Source organism: Cupriavidus sp. CP313 (assembly GCF_054072015.1).
The window spans coordinates 1-18,111 of the sequence record NZ_JBSVZB010000030.1; the positions used below are offsets into that span (position 1 = coordinate 1).

At 67.8% G+C, this 18,111-nt stretch carries 21 protein-coding genes; 7 read left to right on the forward strand and 14 right to left on the reverse strand.

Annotation, left to right across the window (positions count from 1 at the left end):
• Nucleotides 1–251: 251 nt before the first annotated feature.
• The 6 genes from ACW4E8_RS31095 to ACW4E8_RS31120 all read right to left on the reverse strand — a co-directional run bounded on the left by ACW4E8_RS31095 (nt 252) and on the right by ACW4E8_RS31120 (nt 6,392).
• Nucleotides 252–1,982 (reverse strand): ABC transporter substrate-binding protein, encoded by a 1,731-nt coding sequence (locus ACW4E8_RS31095; RefSeq protein ID WP_456808109.1) that lies wholly within the window; start codon nt 1,980–1,982, stop codon nt 252–254.
• Between the two features lie 116 nt (nt 1,983–2,098).
• Nucleotides 2,099–2,407, reverse strand: a complete 309-nt coding sequence (locus ACW4E8_RS31100; RefSeq protein ID WP_035818272.1) for a DUF2160 domain-containing protein — start codon at nt 2,405–2,407, stop codon at nt 2,099–2,101.
• A gap of 42 nt (nt 2,408–2,449) precedes the next feature.
• On the reverse strand, nt 2,450–3,280 hold the full coding sequence (locus ACW4E8_RS31105) for a carbohydrate ABC transporter permease (protein WP_456808033.1): 831 nt from the start codon (nt 3,278–3,280) through the stop codon (nt 2,450–2,452).
• Nucleotides 3,273–4,157 (reverse strand): carbohydrate ABC transporter permease, encoded by an 885-nt coding sequence (locus ACW4E8_RS31110; protein ID WP_035818277.1) that lies wholly within the window; start codon nt 4,155–4,157, stop codon nt 3,273–3,275. The genes ACW4E8_RS31105 and ACW4E8_RS31110 overlap by 8 nt, the downstream gene beginning before the upstream one ends.
• Nucleotides 4,154–5,260, reverse strand: coding sequence for an ABC transporter ATP-binding protein (locus ACW4E8_RS31115; RefSeq protein ID WP_456808034.1), 1,107 nt, complete (start codon nt 5,258–5,260; stop codon nt 4,154–4,156). The genes ACW4E8_RS31110 and ACW4E8_RS31115 overlap by 4 nt, the downstream gene beginning before the upstream one ends.
• A 1-nt stretch (nt 5,261) precedes the next feature.
• Nucleotides 5,262–6,392, reverse strand: coding sequence for an ABC transporter ATP-binding protein (locus tag ACW4E8_RS31120; protein WP_456808035.1), 1,131 nt, complete (start codon nt 6,390–6,392; stop codon nt 5,262–5,264).
• A gap of 156 nt (nt 6,393–6,548) precedes the next feature.
• On the opposite strand from ACW4E8_RS31120, the gene ACW4E8_RS31125 reads away from it, so the two are divergent.
• Nucleotides 6,549–7,319, forward strand: coding sequence for a DeoR/GlpR family DNA-binding transcription regulator (locus tag ACW4E8_RS31125; protein ID WP_456808036.1), 771 nt, complete (start codon nt 6,549–6,551; stop codon nt 7,317–7,319).
• Nucleotides 7,320–7,410: 91 nt separating this feature from the next.
• Here the strand turns inward: ACW4E8_RS31125 and purU are convergent, their stop codons facing one another.
• Together purU and ACW4E8_RS31135 are read right to left on the reverse strand one after the other, a co-directional pair.
• Nucleotides 7,411–8,277, reverse strand: a complete 867-nt coding sequence (gene purU / locus ACW4E8_RS31130; RefSeq protein ID WP_316150550.1) for a formyltetrahydrofolate deformylase — start codon at nt 8,275–8,277, stop codon at nt 7,411–7,413.
• 96 nt (nt 8,278–8,373) lie between these two features.
• Nucleotides 8,374–9,273 (reverse strand): DUF4743 domain-containing protein, encoded by a 900-nt coding sequence (locus ACW4E8_RS31135; protein ID WP_456808037.1) that lies wholly within the window; start codon nt 9,271–9,273, stop codon nt 8,374–8,376.
• A 56-nt stretch (nt 9,274–9,329) separates the two neighbouring features.
• Between ACW4E8_RS31135 and glpK the strand changes: the two genes are divergently transcribed.
• The 4 genes from glpK to ACW4E8_RS31155 all read left to right on the forward strand — a co-directional run bounded on the left by glpK (nt 9,330) and on the right by ACW4E8_RS31155 (nt 13,451).
• A complete protein-coding gene (gene glpK / locus ACW4E8_RS31140) occupies nt 9,330–10,901 on the forward strand; it encodes a glycerol kinase GlpK (protein ID WP_456808038.1) in 1,572 nt (523 codons plus the stop codon).
• Nucleotides 10,902–10,940: 39 nt separating this feature from the next.
• Nucleotides 10,941–12,545 carry a glycerol-3-phosphate dehydrogenase/oxidase gene (locus ACW4E8_RS31145; protein WP_456808039.1) on the forward strand — a complete coding sequence of 535 codons (1,605 nt, stop codon included), beginning with the start codon at nt 10,941–10,943 and terminating at the stop codon, nt 12,543–12,545.
• A gap of 78 nt (nt 12,546–12,623) precedes the next feature.
• Nucleotides 12,624–13,001: an MliC family protein gene (locus tag ACW4E8_RS31150; RefSeq protein WP_456808040.1), complete on the forward strand. Its 378-nt coding sequence runs from the start codon at nt 12,624–12,626 to the stop codon at nt 12,999–13,001.
• A gap of 69 nt (nt 13,002–13,070) precedes the next feature.
• Nucleotides 13,071–13,451: a hypothetical protein gene (locus tag ACW4E8_RS31155; RefSeq protein WP_456808041.1), complete on the forward strand. Its 381-nt coding sequence runs from the start codon at nt 13,071–13,073 to the stop codon at nt 13,449–13,451.
• Nucleotides 13,452–13,506: 55 nt separating this feature from the next.
• Here the strand turns inward: ACW4E8_RS31155 and ACW4E8_RS31160 are convergent, their stop codons facing one another.
• From ACW4E8_RS31160 to ACW4E8_RS31185, 6 genes are all read right to left on the reverse strand, one after another.
• Nucleotides 13,507–13,791 carry a hypothetical protein gene (locus tag ACW4E8_RS31160; protein WP_456808042.1) on the reverse strand — a complete coding sequence of 95 codons (285 nt, stop codon included), beginning with the start codon at nt 13,789–13,791 and terminating at the stop codon, nt 13,507–13,509.
• A gap of 77 nt (nt 13,792–13,868) precedes the next feature.
• Nucleotides 13,869–14,093: a hypothetical protein gene (locus tag ACW4E8_RS31165; protein WP_010814355.1), complete on the reverse strand. Its 225-nt coding sequence runs from the start codon at nt 14,091–14,093 to the stop codon at nt 13,869–13,871.
• A 113-nt stretch (nt 14,094–14,206) separates the two neighbouring features.
• Nucleotides 14,207–14,629 carry a YXWGXW repeat-containing protein gene (locus ACW4E8_RS31170; RefSeq protein WP_456808043.1) on the reverse strand — a complete coding sequence of 141 codons (423 nt, stop codon included), beginning with the start codon at nt 14,627–14,629 and terminating at the stop codon, nt 14,207–14,209.
• A 110-nt stretch (nt 14,630–14,739) separates the two neighbouring features.
• Nucleotides 14,740–14,940, reverse strand: coding sequence for a hypothetical protein (locus tag ACW4E8_RS31175; protein ID WP_456808044.1), 201 nt, complete (start codon nt 14,938–14,940; stop codon nt 14,740–14,742).
• A 67-nt stretch (nt 14,941–15,007) separates the two neighbouring features.
• Nucleotides 15,008–15,310, reverse strand: coding sequence for a lysozyme inhibitor LprI family protein (locus ACW4E8_RS31180; RefSeq protein ID WP_456808045.1), 303 nt, complete (start codon nt 15,308–15,310; stop codon nt 15,008–15,010).
• A gap of 166 nt (nt 15,311–15,476) precedes the next feature.
• Complete coding sequence (locus tag ACW4E8_RS31185) at nt 15,477–15,938, reverse strand: CopD family protein (RefSeq protein WP_456808046.1); 462 nt, start codon at nt 15,936–15,938, stop codon at nt 15,477–15,479.
• Nucleotides 15,939–16,243: 305 nt separating this feature from the next.
• Here ACW4E8_RS31185 and ACW4E8_RS31190 point away from each other — a divergent pair, with 305 nt between their 5' ends.
• Complete coding sequence (locus ACW4E8_RS31190) at nt 16,244–16,843, forward strand: YfiR family protein (RefSeq protein WP_456808047.1); 600 nt, start codon at nt 16,244–16,246, stop codon at nt 16,841–16,843.
• Nucleotides 16,840–18,105: a diguanylate cyclase domain-containing protein gene (locus ACW4E8_RS31195; RefSeq protein ID WP_456808048.1), complete on the forward strand. Its 1,266-nt coding sequence runs from the start codon at nt 16,840–16,842 to the stop codon at nt 18,103–18,105. Before ACW4E8_RS31190 ends, ACW4E8_RS31195 begins: the two co-directional genes overlap by 4 nt.
• Nucleotides 18,106–18,111 lie beyond the last annotated feature (6 nt).

Below are 18,111 nucleotides of genomic sequence, written 5' to 3' on the forward strand. Positions count from 1 at the left end.
AGCTGAAGCTCAAAGGACTGAGCCCCGTACAGTACAGGGCTCAGTTCGGTTCCACCTAGCTTTGACTCTCCAACTTTACGGGGTCAGTTCATTGCGGGAGAGGGTTGGGGAGAGGGCCGGTGCGTCAACGAAGTGAGGTGTGCCAGTATGCCAGTGCCTGCCCTCACCCCCTGCCCCTCTCCCGCAAGCGGGAGAGGGGAGCAAACCGCCAGCATTCGAGCGTTGCCGGCAACCTAAAGTACACCAAAGCCTCAGCGCACCTTCCCTTCCTTCCACGCCTGCAGCAGCTTGTCGTAAGGAATGGTCTCGCCCTTCGGCTTTTCGTTGGCCAGCTTCTTCCACGGCGCATGGTCGTTCGACAGCCACTTGCCCGGATCTCCCTTCGGGTTGAGCTTGGGCGCGCAGTTGCTCATGCCGGCGCGTTGCAGCCGCGCCATGACCTGGTCCATCTCTTCGGCCAGCGTGTCCATAGCGGCTTGCGGCGTCTTCTCGCCGGTCACCGCGGTGGCCACGTTCTTCCACCACAGTTGGGCCAGCTTCGGGTAGTCGGGCACGTTGGTGCCGGTCGGCGTCCAGGCCACGCGCGCGGGGCTGCGGTAGAACTCGATCAGCCCGCCGTACTTGGCCGCGTTCTTGGTCAGGTAGTCGTGGTGGATGTCGCTGTCGCGGATAAAGGTCAGCCCGGTCAGCGACTTCTTCAGCGAGACCGTCTTGGACGTCACGAACTGCGCGTACAGCCAGGCGCCCGCCAGCTTGTTGGGATCGGTGTTCTTGAAGAAGGTCCACGAGCCCACGTCCTGGTAGCCGTTCTGCATGCCCTGCTTCCAGTACGGGCCGTAAGGCGACGGCGCCATGCGCCACTTGGGCGAGCCGTCGGCGTTGACCACCGGCAGGCCCTTCTTGGTCATGTCCGCGGTGAAGGCGGTGTACCAGAAGATCTGCTGCGCCACCTGGCCTTGCGCGGGGACCGGGCCGGCCTCGGAGAAGGTCATGCCCATCGCCTGCGGCGGCGCGTACTTCTTCATCCAGTCGATGTACTTGGTCAGCGCATAGACTGCCGCCGGGCTGTTGGTGGCACCGCCGCGCGACACCGAGGCGCCCACCGGCGTGCACTTGTCCTCGGCCACGCGGATGCCCCACTCGTCCACCGGCATGCCGTTGGGCAGGCCCTTGTCGGCGGTGCCGGCCATCGACAGCCAGGCGTCGGTGAAGCGCCAGCCCAGCGACGGGTCCTTCTTGCCGTAGTCCATGTGCCCATAGACCTTCTTGCCGTCGAGCTCCTTCACGTCGTTGGTGAAGAAGTTGGCGATGTCTTCATAGGCCGACCAGTTGGTCGGCACGCCCAGGTCGTAGCCGTACTTGGCCTTGAACTTGTCCTGCAGGTCCTTGCGTGCGAACCAGTCGGCGCGGAACCAGTACAGGTTGGCAAACTGCTGGTCGGGCAGCTGGTACAGCTTGCCGTCCGGCGCGGTGGTGAACTTGGTGCCGATAAAGTCCTTCACGTCCAGGCCGGGGTTGGTCCATTCCTTGCCGGCTCCGTTCATATAGTCGGTCAGCGGCAGGATCGAGCCATAGCGGTAGTGCGTGCCGATCAGGTCCGAGTCGGAGATCCAGCCGTCGTAGATCGACTTGCCGGACTGCATCGAGGTCTGCAGCTTCTCGACCACGTCGCCTTCCTGGATCAGGTCGTGCTTGACCTTGATGCCGGTGATCTCCTCGAACGCCTTGGCCAGCGTCTTGGATTCGTACTCGTGCGTGGTGATGGTTTCAGACACCACGCTGATCTGCGTGACACCCTTGGCCTTGAGCTTGGCGGCGGCGTCGATGAACCACTTCATTTCGGCCTGCTGCTTGTCCTTGGCCAGCGACGAGGGCTGGAACTCATTGTCGATCCACTTCTTCGCTTCCGCCTCGCCCGCCCAGGCGGACTGGCCGCAAGCCAGCGCAGCCGCGCAGGCAAGGGCTGACATCCCCAACTTCACGTGCACTTTCATCGGTGTCTCCTCAAGAATTCCCCCTCCCCGGCTTGTCGTCTGGGTGGCGGCCCCGGGGCAGGGACAAGCCGCGTTTCCCATTCATGCCTGTTGTTCAGGTACCGCTAGCCTTTGCGCATGATCAGCGCCAGCACCAGCATGGACACCACAAAGCTGATCCACACTGATGGCTCCTCGGCCAGCGACAGCCAGGCCGTGACCTTCTCGCCCAGCCCCACCCATGCCAGGTTGACCCAGGCCGCGCACATCAGGCCGATAAACAGCCGGTCACCACGCGTGGTCGCGATCGGCAGGAAGCCCTTGCGCAGCACCGAAGGCGCGCGTATTTCCCAGATAGTCATGCTGATCAGCATGACCACGATGCAGCCGAAGAACACCGCTACCGGCGTCGTCCAGACCATCCAGCTCAGCATTGCGCCGTCTCCTTGTGTTGTGATCAGGGTTACGCCGTGCGCCTACACGCGGCCCATCGCGAAGCCCTTCGCGATGTAGTGCCGCACGAACCAGATCACGATGCCGCCGGGCACGATGGTCAGCACCCCGGCCGCGGCCAGCACGCCCCAGTCCATGCCCGAGGCCGACACCGTGCGCGTCATGGTGGCGACGATGGGCTTGGCGTTGACCGAGGTCAGCGTGCGCGCCAGCAGCAACTCCACCCAGCTGAACATGAAGCAGAAGAACGCCGCCACGCCCACGCCGGCCTTGATCAGCGGCAGGAAGATGGTCAGGAAGAAGCGCGGGAACGAGTAGCCATCCACATAGGCGGTCTCGTCGATCTCGCGCGGCACGCCCGACATGAAGCCCTCCAGGATCCACACCGCCAGCGGCACGTTGAACACCAGGTGCGCCAGCGCCACGCCAAGGTGGGTATCCATCAGCCCGATGGTGCTGTAGAGCTGGAAGAACGGCAGCAGGAACACCGCGGGCGGCGTCATGCGGTTGGTCAGCAGCCAGAAGAACACATGCTTGTCGCCGATGAACTGATAGCGAGAGAAGGCATAGGCCGCCGGCAACGCCACCGAGATCGAGATCACCGTGTTCATCGCCACGTAGATCATCGAGTTGACGTAGCCCGAATACCAGGACGGGTCGGTGAAGATGGTCTTGTAATGCTGCAGCGTGAATTCCGCGGGCCACAGCGACAGCGTGGAGACGATCTCCTCGTTGGTCTTGAACGACATGTTCACCATCCAGTAGATCGGCACGATGGCGAACAGCAGGTAGACCAGCAGGAAGCCGGCGCGCCACCAGGTGGCGCGGTTGGCGGTAGTGCGCAATTCAGCCATGAGGCATGTCCTCGCTGCCGGCGGTGCCCGCGCGCTGCATCCAGTTATAGAGGATGAAGCACATGAGCAGGATGATCAGGAAATAGACGATGGAAAACGCCGCCGCCGGGCCCAGGTCGAACTGGCCCACGGCCTTCTGCGTCAGGTACTGCGACAGGAAGGTGGTGGCGTTGCCGGGGCCGCCGCCGGTCAGCACGAAGGGCTCGGTATAGATCATGAAGCTGTCCATGAAGCGCAGCAGCACCGCGATCATCAGCACGCCGCGCAGCTTGGGCAGCTGGATATAGCGGAACACCGCCAGGCGCGAGGCGCCGTCGATCTGCGCGGCCTGGTAGTAGGCGTCGGGAATGGCGCGCAGGCCGGCGTAGCACAGCAGCGCCACCAGCGGCGTCCAGTGCCAGACGTCCATTACCAGCACCGTGACCCAGGCATCGAAGGCGCTGCCGGTGTAGTTGTAGTCGAAGCCCATCGCTGCCAGCGCGGCACCGAGCAGGCCGATATCGGTGCGCCCGAAGATCTGCCAGATGGTGCCGACCACGTTCCACGGGATCAGCAGCGACAGCGCGATGATCACCAGCACCGCCGACGCCTTCCAGCCCCTGGCCGGCATTGACAGCGCCAGCAGGATGCCCAGCGGGATCTCCACCAGCAGCACCGCCAGCGAGAAGCCCAGCTGGCGCAGCAGCGCGTCGTGCAGCTCGCCGTCGCGCAGCACGGTGCGGAACCATTCGGTCCCGACAAACACGCGCCGCTCGGGCGAGATGATGTCCTGCACCGAGTAGTTGACGATGGTCATCAGCGGCAGGATGGCGGAGAACGCCACGCATGCCACCACCGGCAACACCAGCAGCCAGGCCTTCTGGTTGACGGGCTTCATGGCACCAGTTCCTCGTTGACGTAGTAGCAGGTATGGCGGTTGAACACCGACAGCCAGGCCGTGTCGCCCGGGCGCAGATCGGCTGCCTCGATACCCAGCCGCGCGCGCAGCGTGCCGGCCAGTGCGCCCGCCTCCTGCACGCCGCCGGTCAGCAGCCAGTAAGTGCCGATGTCCTGCGCGCGCTCCACCCGCACCGGCACCGCCTGCACGTCGCTCTCCGGCGCCAGGTGCAGGTACTCGGGCCGCACGCCGATGCGGAAGCTGCCAGCCTCGCGCAACGCCGCTTCGACTGACGGCGACAGCTCAGGCATGTAGCGGCGCCCGGCCAGCTCAATCGCGCCGTCGCGCCACTGCCCGGGCAGGAAATTCATGCCCGGCGAGCCGATGAAATGCCCGACGAAGGTATGCGCAGGCCGCTCGAACAGCGCATCGGCCGGCCCCACCTGCACCGCCTTGCCGCGCGACATCACCACCACCTGGTCGGCAAAGGTCAGCGCCTCGGTCTGGTCGTGCGTCACGTAGATCAGCGTCAGGCGGAATTCGTGGTGGATTTCCTTGAGCTTGCGCCGCAGCTGCCATTTGAGCTGCGGGTCGATCACCGTCAGCGGCTCGTCGAAGAGGATGGCCGACACGTCCTGGCGCACCAGCCCGCGCCCCAGCGAGATCTTCTGCTTGGCATCGGCGGCCAGGCCGCTGGCGCGGCGATCGAGCGTGGCCGACAGGTCCAGCATCTCGGCCACGCGCCCTACCCGCTCGCGCACCTGGGCTTCCGGCACGCCGCGGTTGCGCAGCGGGAAGGCCAGGTTCTCGCCGACGGTCATGGTGTCGTAGATCACCGGGAACTGGAACACCTGGGCGATGTTGCGCGCCTGCGGCGTGGCAGCGGTCACGTCGCGGCCATCGAAGGCAATGGTGCCGTGCGAGGGCCGCAGCAACCCGGAAATGCAGTTCAGCAGCGTGGTCTTGCCGCAGCCGGACGGGCCCAGCAGCGCATAGGCGCCGCCGTCTTCGAAAGTGAACTGCAGGGGCAGCAGCGCATAGTCCTCGTCGGTACGCGGATTTGGCACATAGGAGTGCGCAAGGTCCAGGTCGATGCGCGCCATCTCAGGCCCCTGCCCCGGCAGCCGCGGCCGCGCCGCCGGGCACGTCCGCCGCCAGCCCGCCCGGCCGGCGCGGCGCGTGGATGCGGCGTCCTTCGGCGTCGAACAGGTAGATCTGCTCGGGCAGCAGGTGCAGCGACACCGGCTCGCCCAGCGCCAGGTCGAGCACGCCGGCGAACTGCGCCACCAGGTTGCCCACCGGAGTATCGGCGTGGACAAAGGTGTCTGAGCCTGACAGCTCGGCCAGCGCCACGCGCCCGGGCACCACCACCGCGCCCGGCTCACCGGCCAGGCGCAATGCCGATGCGCGCACCCCCATCGTGACCGGGCCGTCGTGCCCGCCCGCGCCGGGCACCGGCACTGAGATATCGCCGGCCAGCGTGACCCAGCCGCCCTGCAGCCTGCCCTCGACCAGGTTCATCGGCGGATCGTTGAACGCACGCGCCACGCGCAGCGAATCGGGATAGTGGAAGACCTGGGGCGTCGGGCCGTACTGCAGCAATTCGCCGGCGTCCAGCACCGCGGTATGCCCGCCCAGCAGCAGCGCTTCGCCGGGCTCGGTGGTGGCATAGATTACGGTGGCGTCGCCATGCGCGAACAGCTGCGCCAGTTCCTCGCGCAGTTCTTCGCGCAGCTTGTAGTCAAGGTTGACCAGCGGCTCGTCCAGCAGCATCAGCGGCGCCTCCTTGGCCAGCGCGCGCGCCAGTGCCACGCGCTGCTGCTGGCCGCCGGAGAGCTCGGACGGATAGCGGTCCAGCAGGTGCTCGATATGCAGCCGCCCGGCCAGCTCGCGCACGCGCGCGGCAATCTCGCCGGCCGGCGCCTTGCGCCGCAGCCGCAGCGGCGAAGCGATGTTGTCGAAGACCTTGAGCGACGGGTAGTTGATGAACTGCTGGTAGACCATCGACACATTGCGCTCGCGTACCGGCATGCCGGTCACGTCGTCGCCGTCGACCAGCACGCGGCCGGCGCTGGGCCGGTCCAGCCCGGCCATCACCCGCATCAGCGACGTCTTGCCCGCCTGCGTGGCGCCCAGCAGGATGGTCACCGCGCCCGGAACCGGCGCGAGCGTCATCGGATAGAGATACGCCTGCGAACCTGCCTGCTGTGCGACGCCGTCCAAACGTAGCTGCATCCGGTCTCCATGTTCGATATGCTTCCCGCATCACAGCTTTGGCTCGATGCAGGCGCACAAGTCTTGGCTTTACGCTCGTTTTAGCAACAAAACGAACATAAAACAATAGTGCACCGCATCATTTGTTTTCGTTTCTGTTTGAACTAGAATCCCGGCATGACCCTGAATCCCCGCCAGACGGCCCTGCTCGAAGAAGTCCGCACCCAGGGCTTTGCCTCCATCGACGAACTTGCGCGCAAGTTCGGCGTCACGCTCCAGACGGTACGCCGCGACGTCAACCTGCTGGCCGAGAACGGCATGCTGGCGCGCTTCCATGGCGGGGTGCGGGTGGATGGCTCCACCACCGAGAACATCGCCTACCGGCAGCGGCAGGTGCTCAATGCCGAGGGCAAGGCGCGCATCGCGCGCGCGGTGGCCGCCGCGGTGCCCGAGGGCTGCTCGCTGATCCTGAACATCGGCACCACGGTGGAAGAGATAGCGCGCGAGCTGATGCACCACCGCGGGCTGCGCGTGATCACCAACAACCTGAACGTGGCCAATATCCTTGCCGACAACCCCGATTGCGAGGTCATCGTCGCCGGCGGCGTGCTGCGCTCACGCGACCGCGGCATCGTGGGCGAGGCCACGGTGGAGTTCATCCGCCAGTTCAAGGTGGATATCGGGCTGATCGGCATCTCGGGCATCGAGACCGACGGCACGCTGCGCGACTACGACTTCCGCGAGGTCAAGGTGGCGCGGACCATCATCGAGCATTCACGCGAGGTGTGGCTGGCGGCGGACGCCAGCAAGTTCAACCGCCAGGCGATGGTGGAGCTGGCGCATGTGTCGCAGGTCGACCGGCTCTTTACTGATGAGCCGCTGGCAGCGCCGTTCGACCAGATCGTGGCCGACAGTGGGGTGAAGTGTGTGGTGGCGGAGCGGGACTGACCCGCTGGCCCGGCATCCCCGCGCCGGCGGGGATGCGGCAACCGTGAAGCGGCAGGATTCCCGCGGGCGCGGGAACCGGGAGGCGGCGAGCTTACTTGAACACCACGGTCTTGTGGCCGTTCAGCAGGATACGGTGTTCGGCATGCCACTTGACCGCGCGCGCCAGTGCCACGCATTCCACGTCGCGGCCGACGGCGGTCAGTTGCTCCGGGTCCATGCTGTGGTCCACGCGCTCGATCTCCTGCTCGATGATCGGGCCTTCGTCCAGGTCGGCGGTGACGTAGTGCGCGGTCGCGCCGATCAGCTTCACGCCGCGGTCATGCGCCTGGTAGTACGGCTTGGCGCCCTTGAAGCTGGGCAGGAACGAGTGGTGGATATTGATCGCGCGGCCGGCCAGCTTGCGGCACAGGCCGTCGGACAGCACCTGCATGTAGCGCGCCAGCACCACCAGGTCGATCTTCTGCTCCTGCACCACGTCGAAGACGCGCGCTTCCTGCGCGGCCTTCTGCTCGGCCGAGGCGTTCATCAGCGGCAGGTGGAAGAACGGCACGTCGTACGACGCCGCCAGCTGGTAGAAGTCGCGGTGGTTCGAGACGATGGCCGCGATCTCGACCGGCAGGCCGCCCACCTTGGCGCGGAACAGCAGGTCATTCAGGCAGTGGCCGATCTTGGACACCATGATCATCACGCGCGGCTTGACGGCGGCGTCGTTCAGCTCCCACTGCATGCCGAACTGGTCGCCCACCGGCGCGAACGCGGCCTTCAGCGTGTCCAGGTCCGGGCCGCCGGCGGCCGGCGTGAAATGCACGCGCATAAAGAAGCGGCCGGCGTACTCGTCACCGTACTGGTCGGAATCGACGATATTGCAGCCGTGCTGGAACAGCAGGCCCGAGACGGCATGGACGATGCCCGGCTGGTCGGGGCACGAGAGGGTCAGGATGAATCCGGTGTTGCTCATGGTGTGTTGTTCTGTCGGAGTGGCGCGGCGCAAGGCCGGGAAAATCAGGTCAGCGAGGTCGGCAAGACCGGCACAGGCGGAACCCGCGGCGTCGGCTCAGGGGCGATGGTCAGGACCAAGCCAGCCGCGCCGCCCAAGGGCATCCAGCGTCACCAGTGTCGCATCGACCGTCATGGCGCCGGCCGACATGATAGCAAGCAATGCGGCCACGTCGACACGCCGGTGCTCGCTGACCTCGCCATCCTGGTTGCGCGGCGTAAAGCCGGGCGGCAGCAGCAGGTCGTAGACGTAGACCTGCTCCCACTGTACGCCTTCGGGCAGGTCGCGCAGCACCTCGATCATGCCGTGGGCCTGCGCGCCCTGCGCCAGCGCGGGCGGGATGCCGGATTCTTCCTCGCATTCACGCACCAGCGTCGCCAGCGGATCGCTGCCGTGCGGCATGCCGCCGGCAACCAGGTTGTCCCACATGCCGGGGTCGACCGACTTGGCGGGGCTGCGCCGCGAGATCCACAGGGCGGGACCGCCACCCACATCGCCATCGACAATGCCGTTCATGTGCGAGGCAAAGGTCAGCAGCCCGAGAAAGCGCGCCGCCGCGCGCTCCACCACGGCGAGTGCGGGCGCGTCCAGCGCGGGCGTGACCGCGAACAGTTCGTCGCGCCAGCCGCGCACGTGGCCGGCATCGGCCAGCTGGCGGGCCAGCGCCTGCAGCGCGGCGCTGCGCGCGTCGAAGTCATTGCGCCCGGGCAGCAGTTCAACCGCCGTGGTGCCATCGGCCAGGCGCTCGTCCGGGCCGAGGATGGCGCCCATGCCACGCAGGATTGCCGCATGGGCACGCGGCAGCCAGCCAACCTGCTGGCCGGCCACCACCAGGCGCAGCTTGGCGGCGGCATCGAAACCGCTGCGCGCCGCCAGCGAGGCGGCGATCTGCGCGGCGGGATCGGCGGCAAGGTTGCCCGCGGGGTCCGCGGGCGGCAAGGAAGACGTTTCAGCCATCAGGAATCCATGCGCCGGCCGGGCCGGCTTGCTTTGTCATTATCAGGATTGAACGCATGAACCAGCCAGCCGCGCAGGCCCAGCGCCCTGCATCGTCCCAGCTTCCCACCGAGCCGCAATATGTGCTGGCGCTCGACCAGGGCACCAGCAGCTCGCGGGCCATCCTGTTCGACCATGCCGGCAATGTGGTGCGACTCGCGCAGCGCGAGTTCCGCCAATATTACCCACATCCCGGCCATGTCGAGCACGACCCTTACGAGATCTGGCAATCGCAGCTGGCGGTGGCGCACGCGGTGCTGGCCGATGCCGGCATCTCGGCCTCGCAGGTGCGCGCCATCGGCATCACCAACCAGCGCGAGACCACCGTGCTGTGGGACCGCAAGACCGGCGAGCCGGTCGGGCGCGCGCTGGTCTGGCAGGACCGCCGCACCGCGCCCATGTGCGAGGCGCTGCAGGCCGCCGGCCACGGCGAGCTGTTCCGCGACAAGACCGGCCTGATCATCGATGCGTATTTCTCCGGCACCAAGCTGCGCTGGATGCTCGACAACATCGAAGGCGCGCGCGAACGCGCCCAGCGCGGCGAGCTGGCCTTCGGCACCGTCGACAGCTGGCTGATCTGGCAGCTGACCGACGGCGCGCGCCATGTCACCGATGTGTCAAATGCCTCGCGCACGATGCTGTTCAATATCCACAGCTTCGAGTGGGACGACGCGCTGCTGGCGCTGCTCGACATCCCGCACGCGCTGCTGCCCGAGGTGGTGGCGTCCAGCGGCGAGGTGGCGCGCACCTCGGCGCGGCTGTTCGGCATGCAGATCCCCATTGCCGGCATCGCCGGCGACCAGCAGGCCGCCACCTTCGGCCAGGCCTGCCTGTCGCCGGGCATGGCCAAGAACACCTACGGCACCGGCTGCTTCCTGCTGATGAATACCGGCTCGCAGCCGGTCACGTCGCACAACCGGCTGCTGACCACGATCGGCTGGCAGTTCCGCGGCCAAACGCAATATTGCCTGGAAGGCAGCGTGTTCATGGGCGGCGCCACCATCCAGTGGCTGCGCGACGGCCTGAAGATCATCAACAGCGCGCCCGAGGTCGAGCCGCTGGCGCGCCAGTGCGACGACACCGGCGGCGTGGTGCTGGTGCCCGCCTTTGCCGGCCTGGGCGCGCCGCACTGGGACGCCTTTGCACGCGGCACGCTGGTCGGCATGACACGCGGCACCGGCCGGCCGCAGATCGCGCGCGCGGCGCTGGAATCGATCGCGATGCAGAGCGTCGATGTGCTGGAAGCCATGCAGAAGGACGCCGGCATCTCGCTGGCCGAGCTGCGCGTGGACGGCGGCGCCTCGCGCAGCGACCTGCTGATGCAGATGCAGGCCGACCTGCTCGGCACCCCGGTGGTGCGCCCGCGCGTGACCGAAACCACCGCGCTGGGCGCCGCCTACCTGGCGGGCCTGGCCACCGGCTACTGGAGCGATCCGGCAGAGATCGCGCAGCAATGGCAGGTGGAGCGGCGCTTTGAGCCGAACCTGTCGGCTGACGCGCGTGGCCACCAGCTGGCGCGCTGGCATCGCGCCGTCGACCGCGCGCGCGACTGGGCGCGCGAGGACGAAGCCAACGGCAGCCACGCCTGAGCGCCGGTCCACCCCGAACACACCCCCAAGAAAAGCGTCATGCAGAGAGTCTCCACCCCGATCCAGCCCCCCAACCGCGCCGCCCTGCTCGCCACCCTGGAGCGCGAGCCGCGCTGGGACGTGATTGTCATCGGCGGCGGCGCCACCGGCCTGGGCACCGCAGTCGACGCCGCCTCGCGCGGCTACCGCACGCTGCTGGTCGAAGCCGCGGATTTTGCCAAGGGCACCTCCAGCAAGGCCACCAAGCTGGTGCATGGCGGCGTGCGCTACCTGGCCCAGGGCAATATCAGCCTGGTGCGCGAGGCCCTGCACGAGCGCGGCCTGCTGGCGCGCAACGCGCCGCACCTGGTGTGGCCGCTGGGCTTCGTGGTGCCGGCCTACCAGCTGTTCGACCAGCCCTTCTACGGCATCGGCCTCAAGGTCTACGACATGCTGGCCGGTGACCTCAACCTGGCCGGCAGCCGCTGGCTGAACCACCGCGAGGTGCTGGCCGAGGCGCCCAACCTGGCCGAGCACGTCGGCGGGCGTCCGCTGCGCGGCGGCAACCTGTATTTCGACGGCCAGTTCGACGATGCGCGGCTGGCGGTGGCGCTGATGCGCACGCTGTTCGACGTGGGCGGCACCGCGGTCAACTACATGCGCGTGACGGGCCTGAGCCAGCAAGGCGGCGTGATCAGCGGCGTGACCGTGCAGGATGCGCTGGGCGACGCCACCTTCCACCTGCGCGCTGACTGCGTGATCAACGCCACCGGCGTGTGGGTCGATGCGGTCCGGCAGATGGAGGACGGCCACGCGCGCGCCATGGTCGCGCCCAGCCAGGGCGTGCACCTGACGCTGCCGCACAGCTTCCTGCCCGGCGAGCGCGCCATCCTGATCCCCAAGACCGACGACGGCCGGGTGCTGTTCGTGGTGCCCTGGAACGGCCACACCATCGTCGGCACGACCGACACGCCGCGCCGCGACCTGCCGCTGGAGCCCGACGCCGGTGCCGACGACGTCGATTTCATCCTGGAAACCGCGTCGCGCTACCTGGCCAGGGACCCGACCCGTGCCGACGTCACCAGCGTCTGGGCCGGCCTGCGGCCGCTGGTGCGGGCCACCGGCGAGGCCTCTACCGCGTCGCTGTCGCGCGAGCATACGATCCTGGTGTCCAGGGCCGGGCTGATCACCGTCACCGGCGGCAAGTGGACCACTTACCGCAAGATGGCCGAAGACGTGATCGAGACCGCGATCCAGCGCCAGATGGTGCGCGCGGCCCCGTGCGTGACTGCCGAGTTGCCCCTGCACGGCGCGGTGGGGCTGCCGGCCGGGCTGCCGCCGCCGGATTCAGGCTCGCCGGACCGCTACTACGGCAATGAGCTGGACCTGCTGCGCGCGCTGCCCGGATATGACCGGATGCTGGCACCGGCGTCGGGCCTGACCGAGGCGCACGTGCGCTTTGCGGCCCGGCACGAACTGGCCCGCCGGGTCGAGGACGTGCTGGCCCGCCGCAACCGCGCGCTGTTCCTGGACGCGCGCGCCGCCGTGGACGCCGCGCCGGCCGTGGCCGCGATCCTGGCCGAGGAGCTCGGCGAGGACGAGGCCTGGCAGGCGCGCGAAATCGAGAGCTTCCGTACGCTCGCCGCCGGCTACATGCTCGGCTGACCCGGACGCCGGCGCAACCGCCGCCGGCGCCGCCCCTCTCAACTGGCTGGCACGCCACCCATCGACCAAGGCAAACCCATGACCACTCGCCCGATCCTGTCCTGCGCCCGCGCCGTGGCCCTGCTCGCAACCCTCGGCGCCTGCGCCGCGGCGCACGCCGCCCGCGCGCCCGGCATCGACGGCGTGCGCTTCCCGGACGTGCGCACCGTGCGCTACCAGTGCGACGGCGGCAAGACGCTTTCCGTGCGCTATTTCAACAGCCCGGACAACCAGGCGGCGGTCTTCCGCATCGAAGGCAAGCTGGTGCTGGCGGTCAGCACCGTGTCGGCCTCCGGCGCGCGCTATGTCGGCGGCCGCTACGAATGGTGGACCAAGGGCGAGGAAGGCACGCTGCGCGACCTGATGCAGGCCGAAAACGCCGCGCCGGCGCTGGCCAACTGCCAGGCAAAGCCCTAAGCGCCACGTCACCGTTTGAGGTGGCGGCGTTCCGGGCGATAATGCGGGGATTGAATCAGGGAGAACACCATGGACGAGATTGAAGATCTGTCCGATCTGCCGATGCCCCGCTTTATCTGGGGCTTCGCCGTTATCGCAGGCAAAGCCGGCGAGGTCATGCACGACGAGTTCGAGTATCTGACCCACACCCGCAGCCCGCGCTTCACCTGCCGCGTGGTCGAGCTCGAGGACATGCCGGCGGAAAGCGAGGAAGACGCCATCGATGGCCGCATCGTCCATGAAGACGATCCGAGCCGGATGTTCTATATCACCGATGCCGGCATGGCGCTGGTCAATTTCCAGCTGTTCGACAAGATGCCGGACAAGCAGAAATTCAAGCGCATCTGCGACGAAGCCATCGCCAACTGGATGCTGCGCCGCGAATTCCTTGACGATGAAGAGGAGGACTGACCCGCTCGTAACCTGATGGGGTCAGGCAGGTGGCCGCGGGCGCGGCCACCATGTTTCAGCTCTCGCCCTGCTCCGGCGGCAACGCGCCCGCCAGCAGTTCATTGAGCAGCCCGGTCATGCCACCCGGGTGATCCACGGCAAGCGCCTGCAGGCGCTTGACCAGCGTGCCGTCCAGCTTGCACGCAAAGGGCACCAGACCTTGCTCCTGGTCCAGCCGGCGCTGTTCGCGCCGGTCCGGGCGCGCAGCGCCGCCGGGAATACCGCCCCGCCCCGCCGTAGCCTGCTTCAGGCTGTTGGCGAGCTTCAGGCCCTTGTTTTTTTCCAGGTCCGTTTTCTTCACGGCATTATCCGAAAGTCTGTAGAGGCCGGTATTGTACTCACCCGCGGCATCCACCGGCCGCAAGGCGACCGGCACCGCTATTCGTTGCCGACTTCGATCAGTTCGGCAGCCACCCGCTGGATTTCCGCATAGACCGGAATGGCCTCCATCGGCCCGGTGCAGCCCACGGCCGTGGCCTGGCTGGCATCGGCGCCAGGCGGCAGGAACACAAAGGCCATGCCGGGCTGCCAGCCGGGATGCTTGCGCAGGCTGTCATTGAGGATGTCGAGATACTGCGCGCGCGTGAAAACGTGCTTTGCCATTGCTACCTCCGGTATCCGCTGCCGATGCGCCGCGCGGGCGCAGTTGTCATGGCGGCGATCGTAGCATGGCAAAGCCACCCGTCGTCACCGTGCGGCGCCGGGCGGCTGGCACATCAGCACTCGCCCTTCTTGGCGTGGCCGGGCGGGCAGTGATAGCCCTTGTCCTTGTGGCCCTTATCCTTGTGCCCCTTGTCGTTGTACCCGCCCTGGTCCCAGCGACCCGGCACCAGCACCCAGCCGTCGCGCGACTGGATCCAGCGCGGCGACTCATAGACATAGCCTGGGCGTTCCCGTTCCCAGCGTCCCTTCTTCCAGGCGTGCTTGTGGTGGTGATCATCCCAGTCCCAGTAGCCCGGCATCCAGACATAGCCTGAGCGCGCCGCGGGCACGACCTCGTAGATCGGGGCCGGCGGTGGTACGCCAATGGCAATGTTGACCGACACCTGCGCCATCGACGCCGCACTGAACGTCAGGCCAGAACCCAGCAGGGCCGCCAAAAGGAGGGCCTTGGCCGGCCGGAGCGCGCGATGTGTCATGGGAGTCCTTTCTTGTGGAGGAACATGCCCACAGTCTAGCGCGCACCGATCCCGGCGCAATGTAAGAAACGGTATCCGTTGACCACAAAGATGCCGGCGCGCAACACTCGCTAGTGGTCTTCGGCCATCGCCTTGAGCTGGGCCTCGCCCGCTACCCGCGCGGCATCCGAGGTGGTGAAGGTGTCGTCCGAGACGATGGCGCGCCGGATCTGCTGCGCGCCAAAGTCCACCAGCGCGATGACCCACACATAGCGCCCCGCCTGGGGCGCGGTCTGCACAAAAGCCTTCATGTTCCGCGATTCACTTGCCATGATCCATCTCCTGGTGAGACGTGCCGCAGCACAGGTGTCTGAGAACTCTAGCACATGGCCCGCCCGCTCACCGGGCGCCGGCCTCGGTGGCGAAGTCACGCAATTCGCGCGCCCGCGCGGCCGTCATCTGGGCCATGCAGGTCGCCCCGGCCACGCGCGCGGCCGTGCCGCCGGCCGGATTGGCCACATAGGCGCAATTGGCCTGGCGGAACTCCAGCCAGACACGCTGCGCCACCCGCAACTGGCCGGTGCGCGGCGCTTCCAGCCGCCTCAGCAAGGTTTGATAGGCACTGTTCAGCGCCACGTCCTGGATCCGTGCTTCGGCCGAAGCGCAGCCGAGCATGTCGGCAGTCGACATGGCCTTGGCCATGCAGCGTTCATATTCAGCGCTCAGGCCATTGCTTTGCGCGGCGCGGGCCGGTGCGCCCGCCACTGCAAGACCAAGGACGGCAAGACATGCGATGACGCGCATAACGGCTCTCCCTTTGCCTGGTGGTGACACGACGATGCAGGGCCATGCCGGGGCATCGGGCCGCTCAGGCCAGCCAGCGCCCCAGCGTGGCCACGGCGATATTGACCAGCCCGAGCACCAGGTTGGTCCCCACCGCCTGCCGGATGCGGTTCAGCGCGGCACCGGCGGCCGGCCAGTCCTGGGCATCCACGGCCCGGCCCAGCACACGATACGGCCCGAACCACACGTAGCAGAAAATCACCGTCATGACGAGGCCGATGCCCATCATCAGGTGCCAGTTGCGTGGGGCAGCGGACATGCCCACTGCGGCCATCATCGCCGCGCCGCTCAGCAGGATCGCGATCACCGCCGCCCACACCCACGGGAAGAAGCGGGCAAACACGCCGCGCCAGAGCCGCAGCCGCGGCGGCGGTTCCAGCACGGTGCCGGCCACGGGCCGCAGGCACAGGTAGGCGAAGAACATGCCGCCCACCCAGACGGCAACGCCGGCAACGTGCAGGAAGCGGAAAAGCGGGTCGGCAATCATGGCGGCATGCGGCGGCGAGGCGCGCGTTGGGGACGATGGCCCCATTCTAAGTGTTGTGTCCGCCACGGCGAAGCGCTGCGCGCGTTCCCGCCTGACTTCAGGAAAACGACTCAAAACCGTTAAACATTCCGTATCACGCCGCGTCGCAAACGGGCCCCACGGAAGCATGCCCGCACAAGCGCGTTCCGGGGCCGGGCCCGCCCGTGCCGAACGCTTGACCGCCCGGAACCCGCCCCCGGACAATAACCGCGGCTGCGGCCAGCCAGCCACCCATACCGGCCGTACCGAACCTCCTGCCCCAGACCATGGCTCCTGCCCCAGCCAGCGCCCTTCCCAGTGCCGATTCCGCCCGACGGCCCCCGCTGCTGCGCCGCGCCCTGCCGGCCCTGCTCGCCGTGACGCTGGCGGTGCTGCCGGCCATGCTGCCGCCGGCGGTGACGGCGCAGCCCGCGCCGCAGCGCACCGACCTGGTCGCGCGCGTGGTCTTCAGCCTGCTGGGGTATGCACGCTGGCCAGTTGAGCGCGACCCCGTGCGGCTGTGCGTGGACAGCACCAGCCGCTACTCCGCACGGCTGATGGAAGGCGGCACACTCGCCAACGGCCGGTCGGTGCGCACGCGCCAGGTCGACGTGCTGGCGGACATGCTGCATCCGGCCTGCGATGCCCTCTATGTCGGCGCCATGAACGAAGCCCGCCGCAAGCGCCTGTCGGGCGAACTGACCGGCCGCCCGGTGCTGGTGATCGCCGAGGAAGACTTCGAGTGCGAGGTCGGCAGCATGTTCTGCCTGAACATCCGCGACCAGCAGGTCTCGTTCCGCGTCAACCTCGACACGCTCGCCCGCAGCGGCGTGCACGTGCACCCCGGCGTGCTGCAACTGGGCCGCCGCAAGGGAGCGCCGTCATGAGCGCCCGCCAGCCGGCGCGCGGCAACGGCGCCCGCCCCACCCTCTACAGCGTGCTGCGCCGGATCCACCTGGGCGTGGCGCTGATCGCGGTATTTACTGCCGGGGTGTCGCTGACCGCCCTTGGCCTGACCGCACTGCGCGTCTATGCCGAGCACAACGTGCGGCTGGTGGCCCGCTCGATCGCCTACACGCTGGAAGCGCCGGTCGTATTCCGCGACCAGGCGGCCACCGGCGAGACGCTGGCGGCCATCGCCGCGTCCGAGGACATCGCGCGCGCCACCGTCTACGACCACGACAACCACGTGCTGGCCGAATGGCAGCGCCCCGGCCAGGCGCCACTGACCGGCTTGCGCCGCGTGCTGAGCGAGTGGCTGAGCATGGGCGTCGTGGAACAACCGATCCTGCACCAGACGCAACCGGTCGGCATGCTGCGCGTCAGTGGCGACCCCCGCAACCTGCTGCATTTCCTGCTGCAGGGCGCGCTCGGCCTGCTTGGCTGCCTGCTGCTGACCGCCGTCGGCGCCCACTACCTGGCCAGCCGGCTGCTGGTGCAGATCGTCGAGCCGCTGCGCAACCTGATGCGCGTGGCGCACGCGGTGCGCTCCAAGCGCGATTTCGCGCAGCGCACGCCGCCGGCCAGCATCGCAGAACTCAATGCCCTCAGCGAGGACTTCAACGGCCTGCTGGATGAACTGCAGACCTGGCAGAACCAGATGCAGCACGAGAACCGCTCGCTCGCCCACCGCGCCAACCACGATGCACTGACCGGCCTGCTCAACCGCGCCGCCTTCGTCGAAGCGCTGGAGCACGCCGTGCGCCATGCCGCGGCCAACGCCGAATACGCGGCCGTGCTGTACCTGGACAGTGACGATTTCAAGAATATCAACGACCGCCACGGCCATGCCGCCGGCGACGCCGTACTGGTGGCCGTGGCCCAGCGCATCCGCGCCAGCCTGCGCGCCGGCGACACCGTGGCGCGCATCGGCGGCGACGAATTCGCCGTGCTGGCCGCAGCGCTGCGCGCGCCGCACGACGCCATCCATATCGCCGAGCATATCCTGCAGGCGATATCCGCCCCGATCGACCTGCCCGACGGCAGCACGGTGCAGGCCTCGCTCAGCATCGGCCTGGCCGTCTTCCCCGTCCACGCGCAAGGCAGCCAGGCGCTGCTGCACGCGGCCGACGCCGCCATGTACGGCGCCAAGCGGCGCTCCGGCGGCACCTGGCAAAGTGCCGAGCCGCGCCTGGACGTCACGCAGTGAGAACCC

Bases quoted from the DNA above. Each gene is read 5' to 3' on its own strand.
- ACW4E8_RS31105 (WP_456808033.1), bottom strand. From the start codon at position 3,280: ATGGCTGAATTGCGCACTACCGCCAACCGCGCCACCTGGTGGCGCGCC.
- ACW4E8_RS31180 (WP_456808045.1), bottom strand. From the start codon at position 15,310: ATGGCCAAGGCCATGTCGACTGCCGACATGCTCGGCTGCGCTTCGGCC.
- glpK (WP_456808038.1), top strand. From the start codon at position 9,330: ATGAACCAGCCAGCCGCGCAGGCCCAGCGCCCTGCATCGTCCCAGCTT.
- ACW4E8_RS31185 (WP_456808046.1), bottom strand. From the start codon at position 15,938: ATGATTGCCGACCCGCTTTTCCGCTTCCTGCACGTTGCCGGCGTTGCC.
- ACW4E8_RS31100 (WP_035818272.1), bottom strand. From the start codon at position 2,407: ATGCTGAGCTGGATGGTCTGGACGACGCCGGTAGCGGTGTTCTTCGGC.
- ACW4E8_RS31165 (WP_010814355.1), bottom strand. From the start codon at position 14,093: ATGGCAAAGCACGTTTTCACGCGCGCGCAGTATCTCGACATCCTCAAT.
- ACW4E8_RS31155 (WP_456808041.1), top strand. From the start codon at position 13,071: ATGGACGAGATTGAAGATCTGTCCGATCTGCCGATGCCCCGCTTTATC.
- ACW4E8_RS31170 (WP_456808043.1), bottom strand. From the start codon at position 14,629: ATGACACATCGCGCGCTCCGGCCGGCCAAGGCCCTCCTTTTGGCGGCC.
- ACW4E8_RS31120 (WP_456808035.1), bottom strand. From the start codon at position 6,392: ATGCAGCTACGTTTGGACGGCGTCGCACAGCAGGCAGGTTCGCAGGCG.
- purU (WP_316150550.1), bottom strand. From the start codon at position 8,277: ATGAGCAACACCGGATTCATCCTGACCCTCTCGTGCCCCGACCAGCCG.
- ACW4E8_RS31135 (WP_456808037.1), bottom strand. From the start codon at position 9,273: ATGGCTGAAACGTCTTCCTTGCCGCCCGCGGACCCCGCGGGCAACCTT.
- ACW4E8_RS31125 (WP_456808036.1), top strand. From the start codon at position 6,549: ATGACCCTGAATCCCCGCCAGACGGCCCTGCTCGAAGAAGTCCGCACC.
- ACW4E8_RS31190 (WP_456808047.1), top strand. From the start codon at position 16,244: ATGGCTCCTGCCCCAGCCAGCGCCCTTCCCAGTGCCGATTCCGCCCGA.
- ACW4E8_RS31145 (WP_456808039.1), top strand. From the start codon at position 10,941: ATGCAGAGAGTCTCCACCCCGATCCAGCCCCCCAACCGCGCCGCCCTG.
- ACW4E8_RS31175 (WP_456808044.1), bottom strand. From the start codon at position 14,940: ATGGCAAGTGAATCGCGGAACATGAAGGCTTTTGTGCAGACCGCGCCC.
- ACW4E8_RS31115 (WP_456808034.1), bottom strand. From the start codon at position 5,260: ATGGCGCGCATCGACCTGGACCTTGCGCACTCCTATGTGCCAAATCCG.
- ACW4E8_RS31195 (WP_456808048.1), top strand. From the start codon at position 16,840: ATGAGCGCCCGCCAGCCGGCGCGCGGCAACGGCGCCCGCCCCACCCTC.
- ACW4E8_RS31110 (WP_035818277.1), bottom strand. From the start codon at position 4,157: ATGAAGCCCGTCAACCAGAAGGCCTGGCTGCTGGTGTTGCCGGTGGTG.
- ACW4E8_RS31150 (WP_456808040.1), top strand. From the start codon at position 12,624: ATGACCACTCGCCCGATCCTGTCCTGCGCCCGCGCCGTGGCCCTGCTC.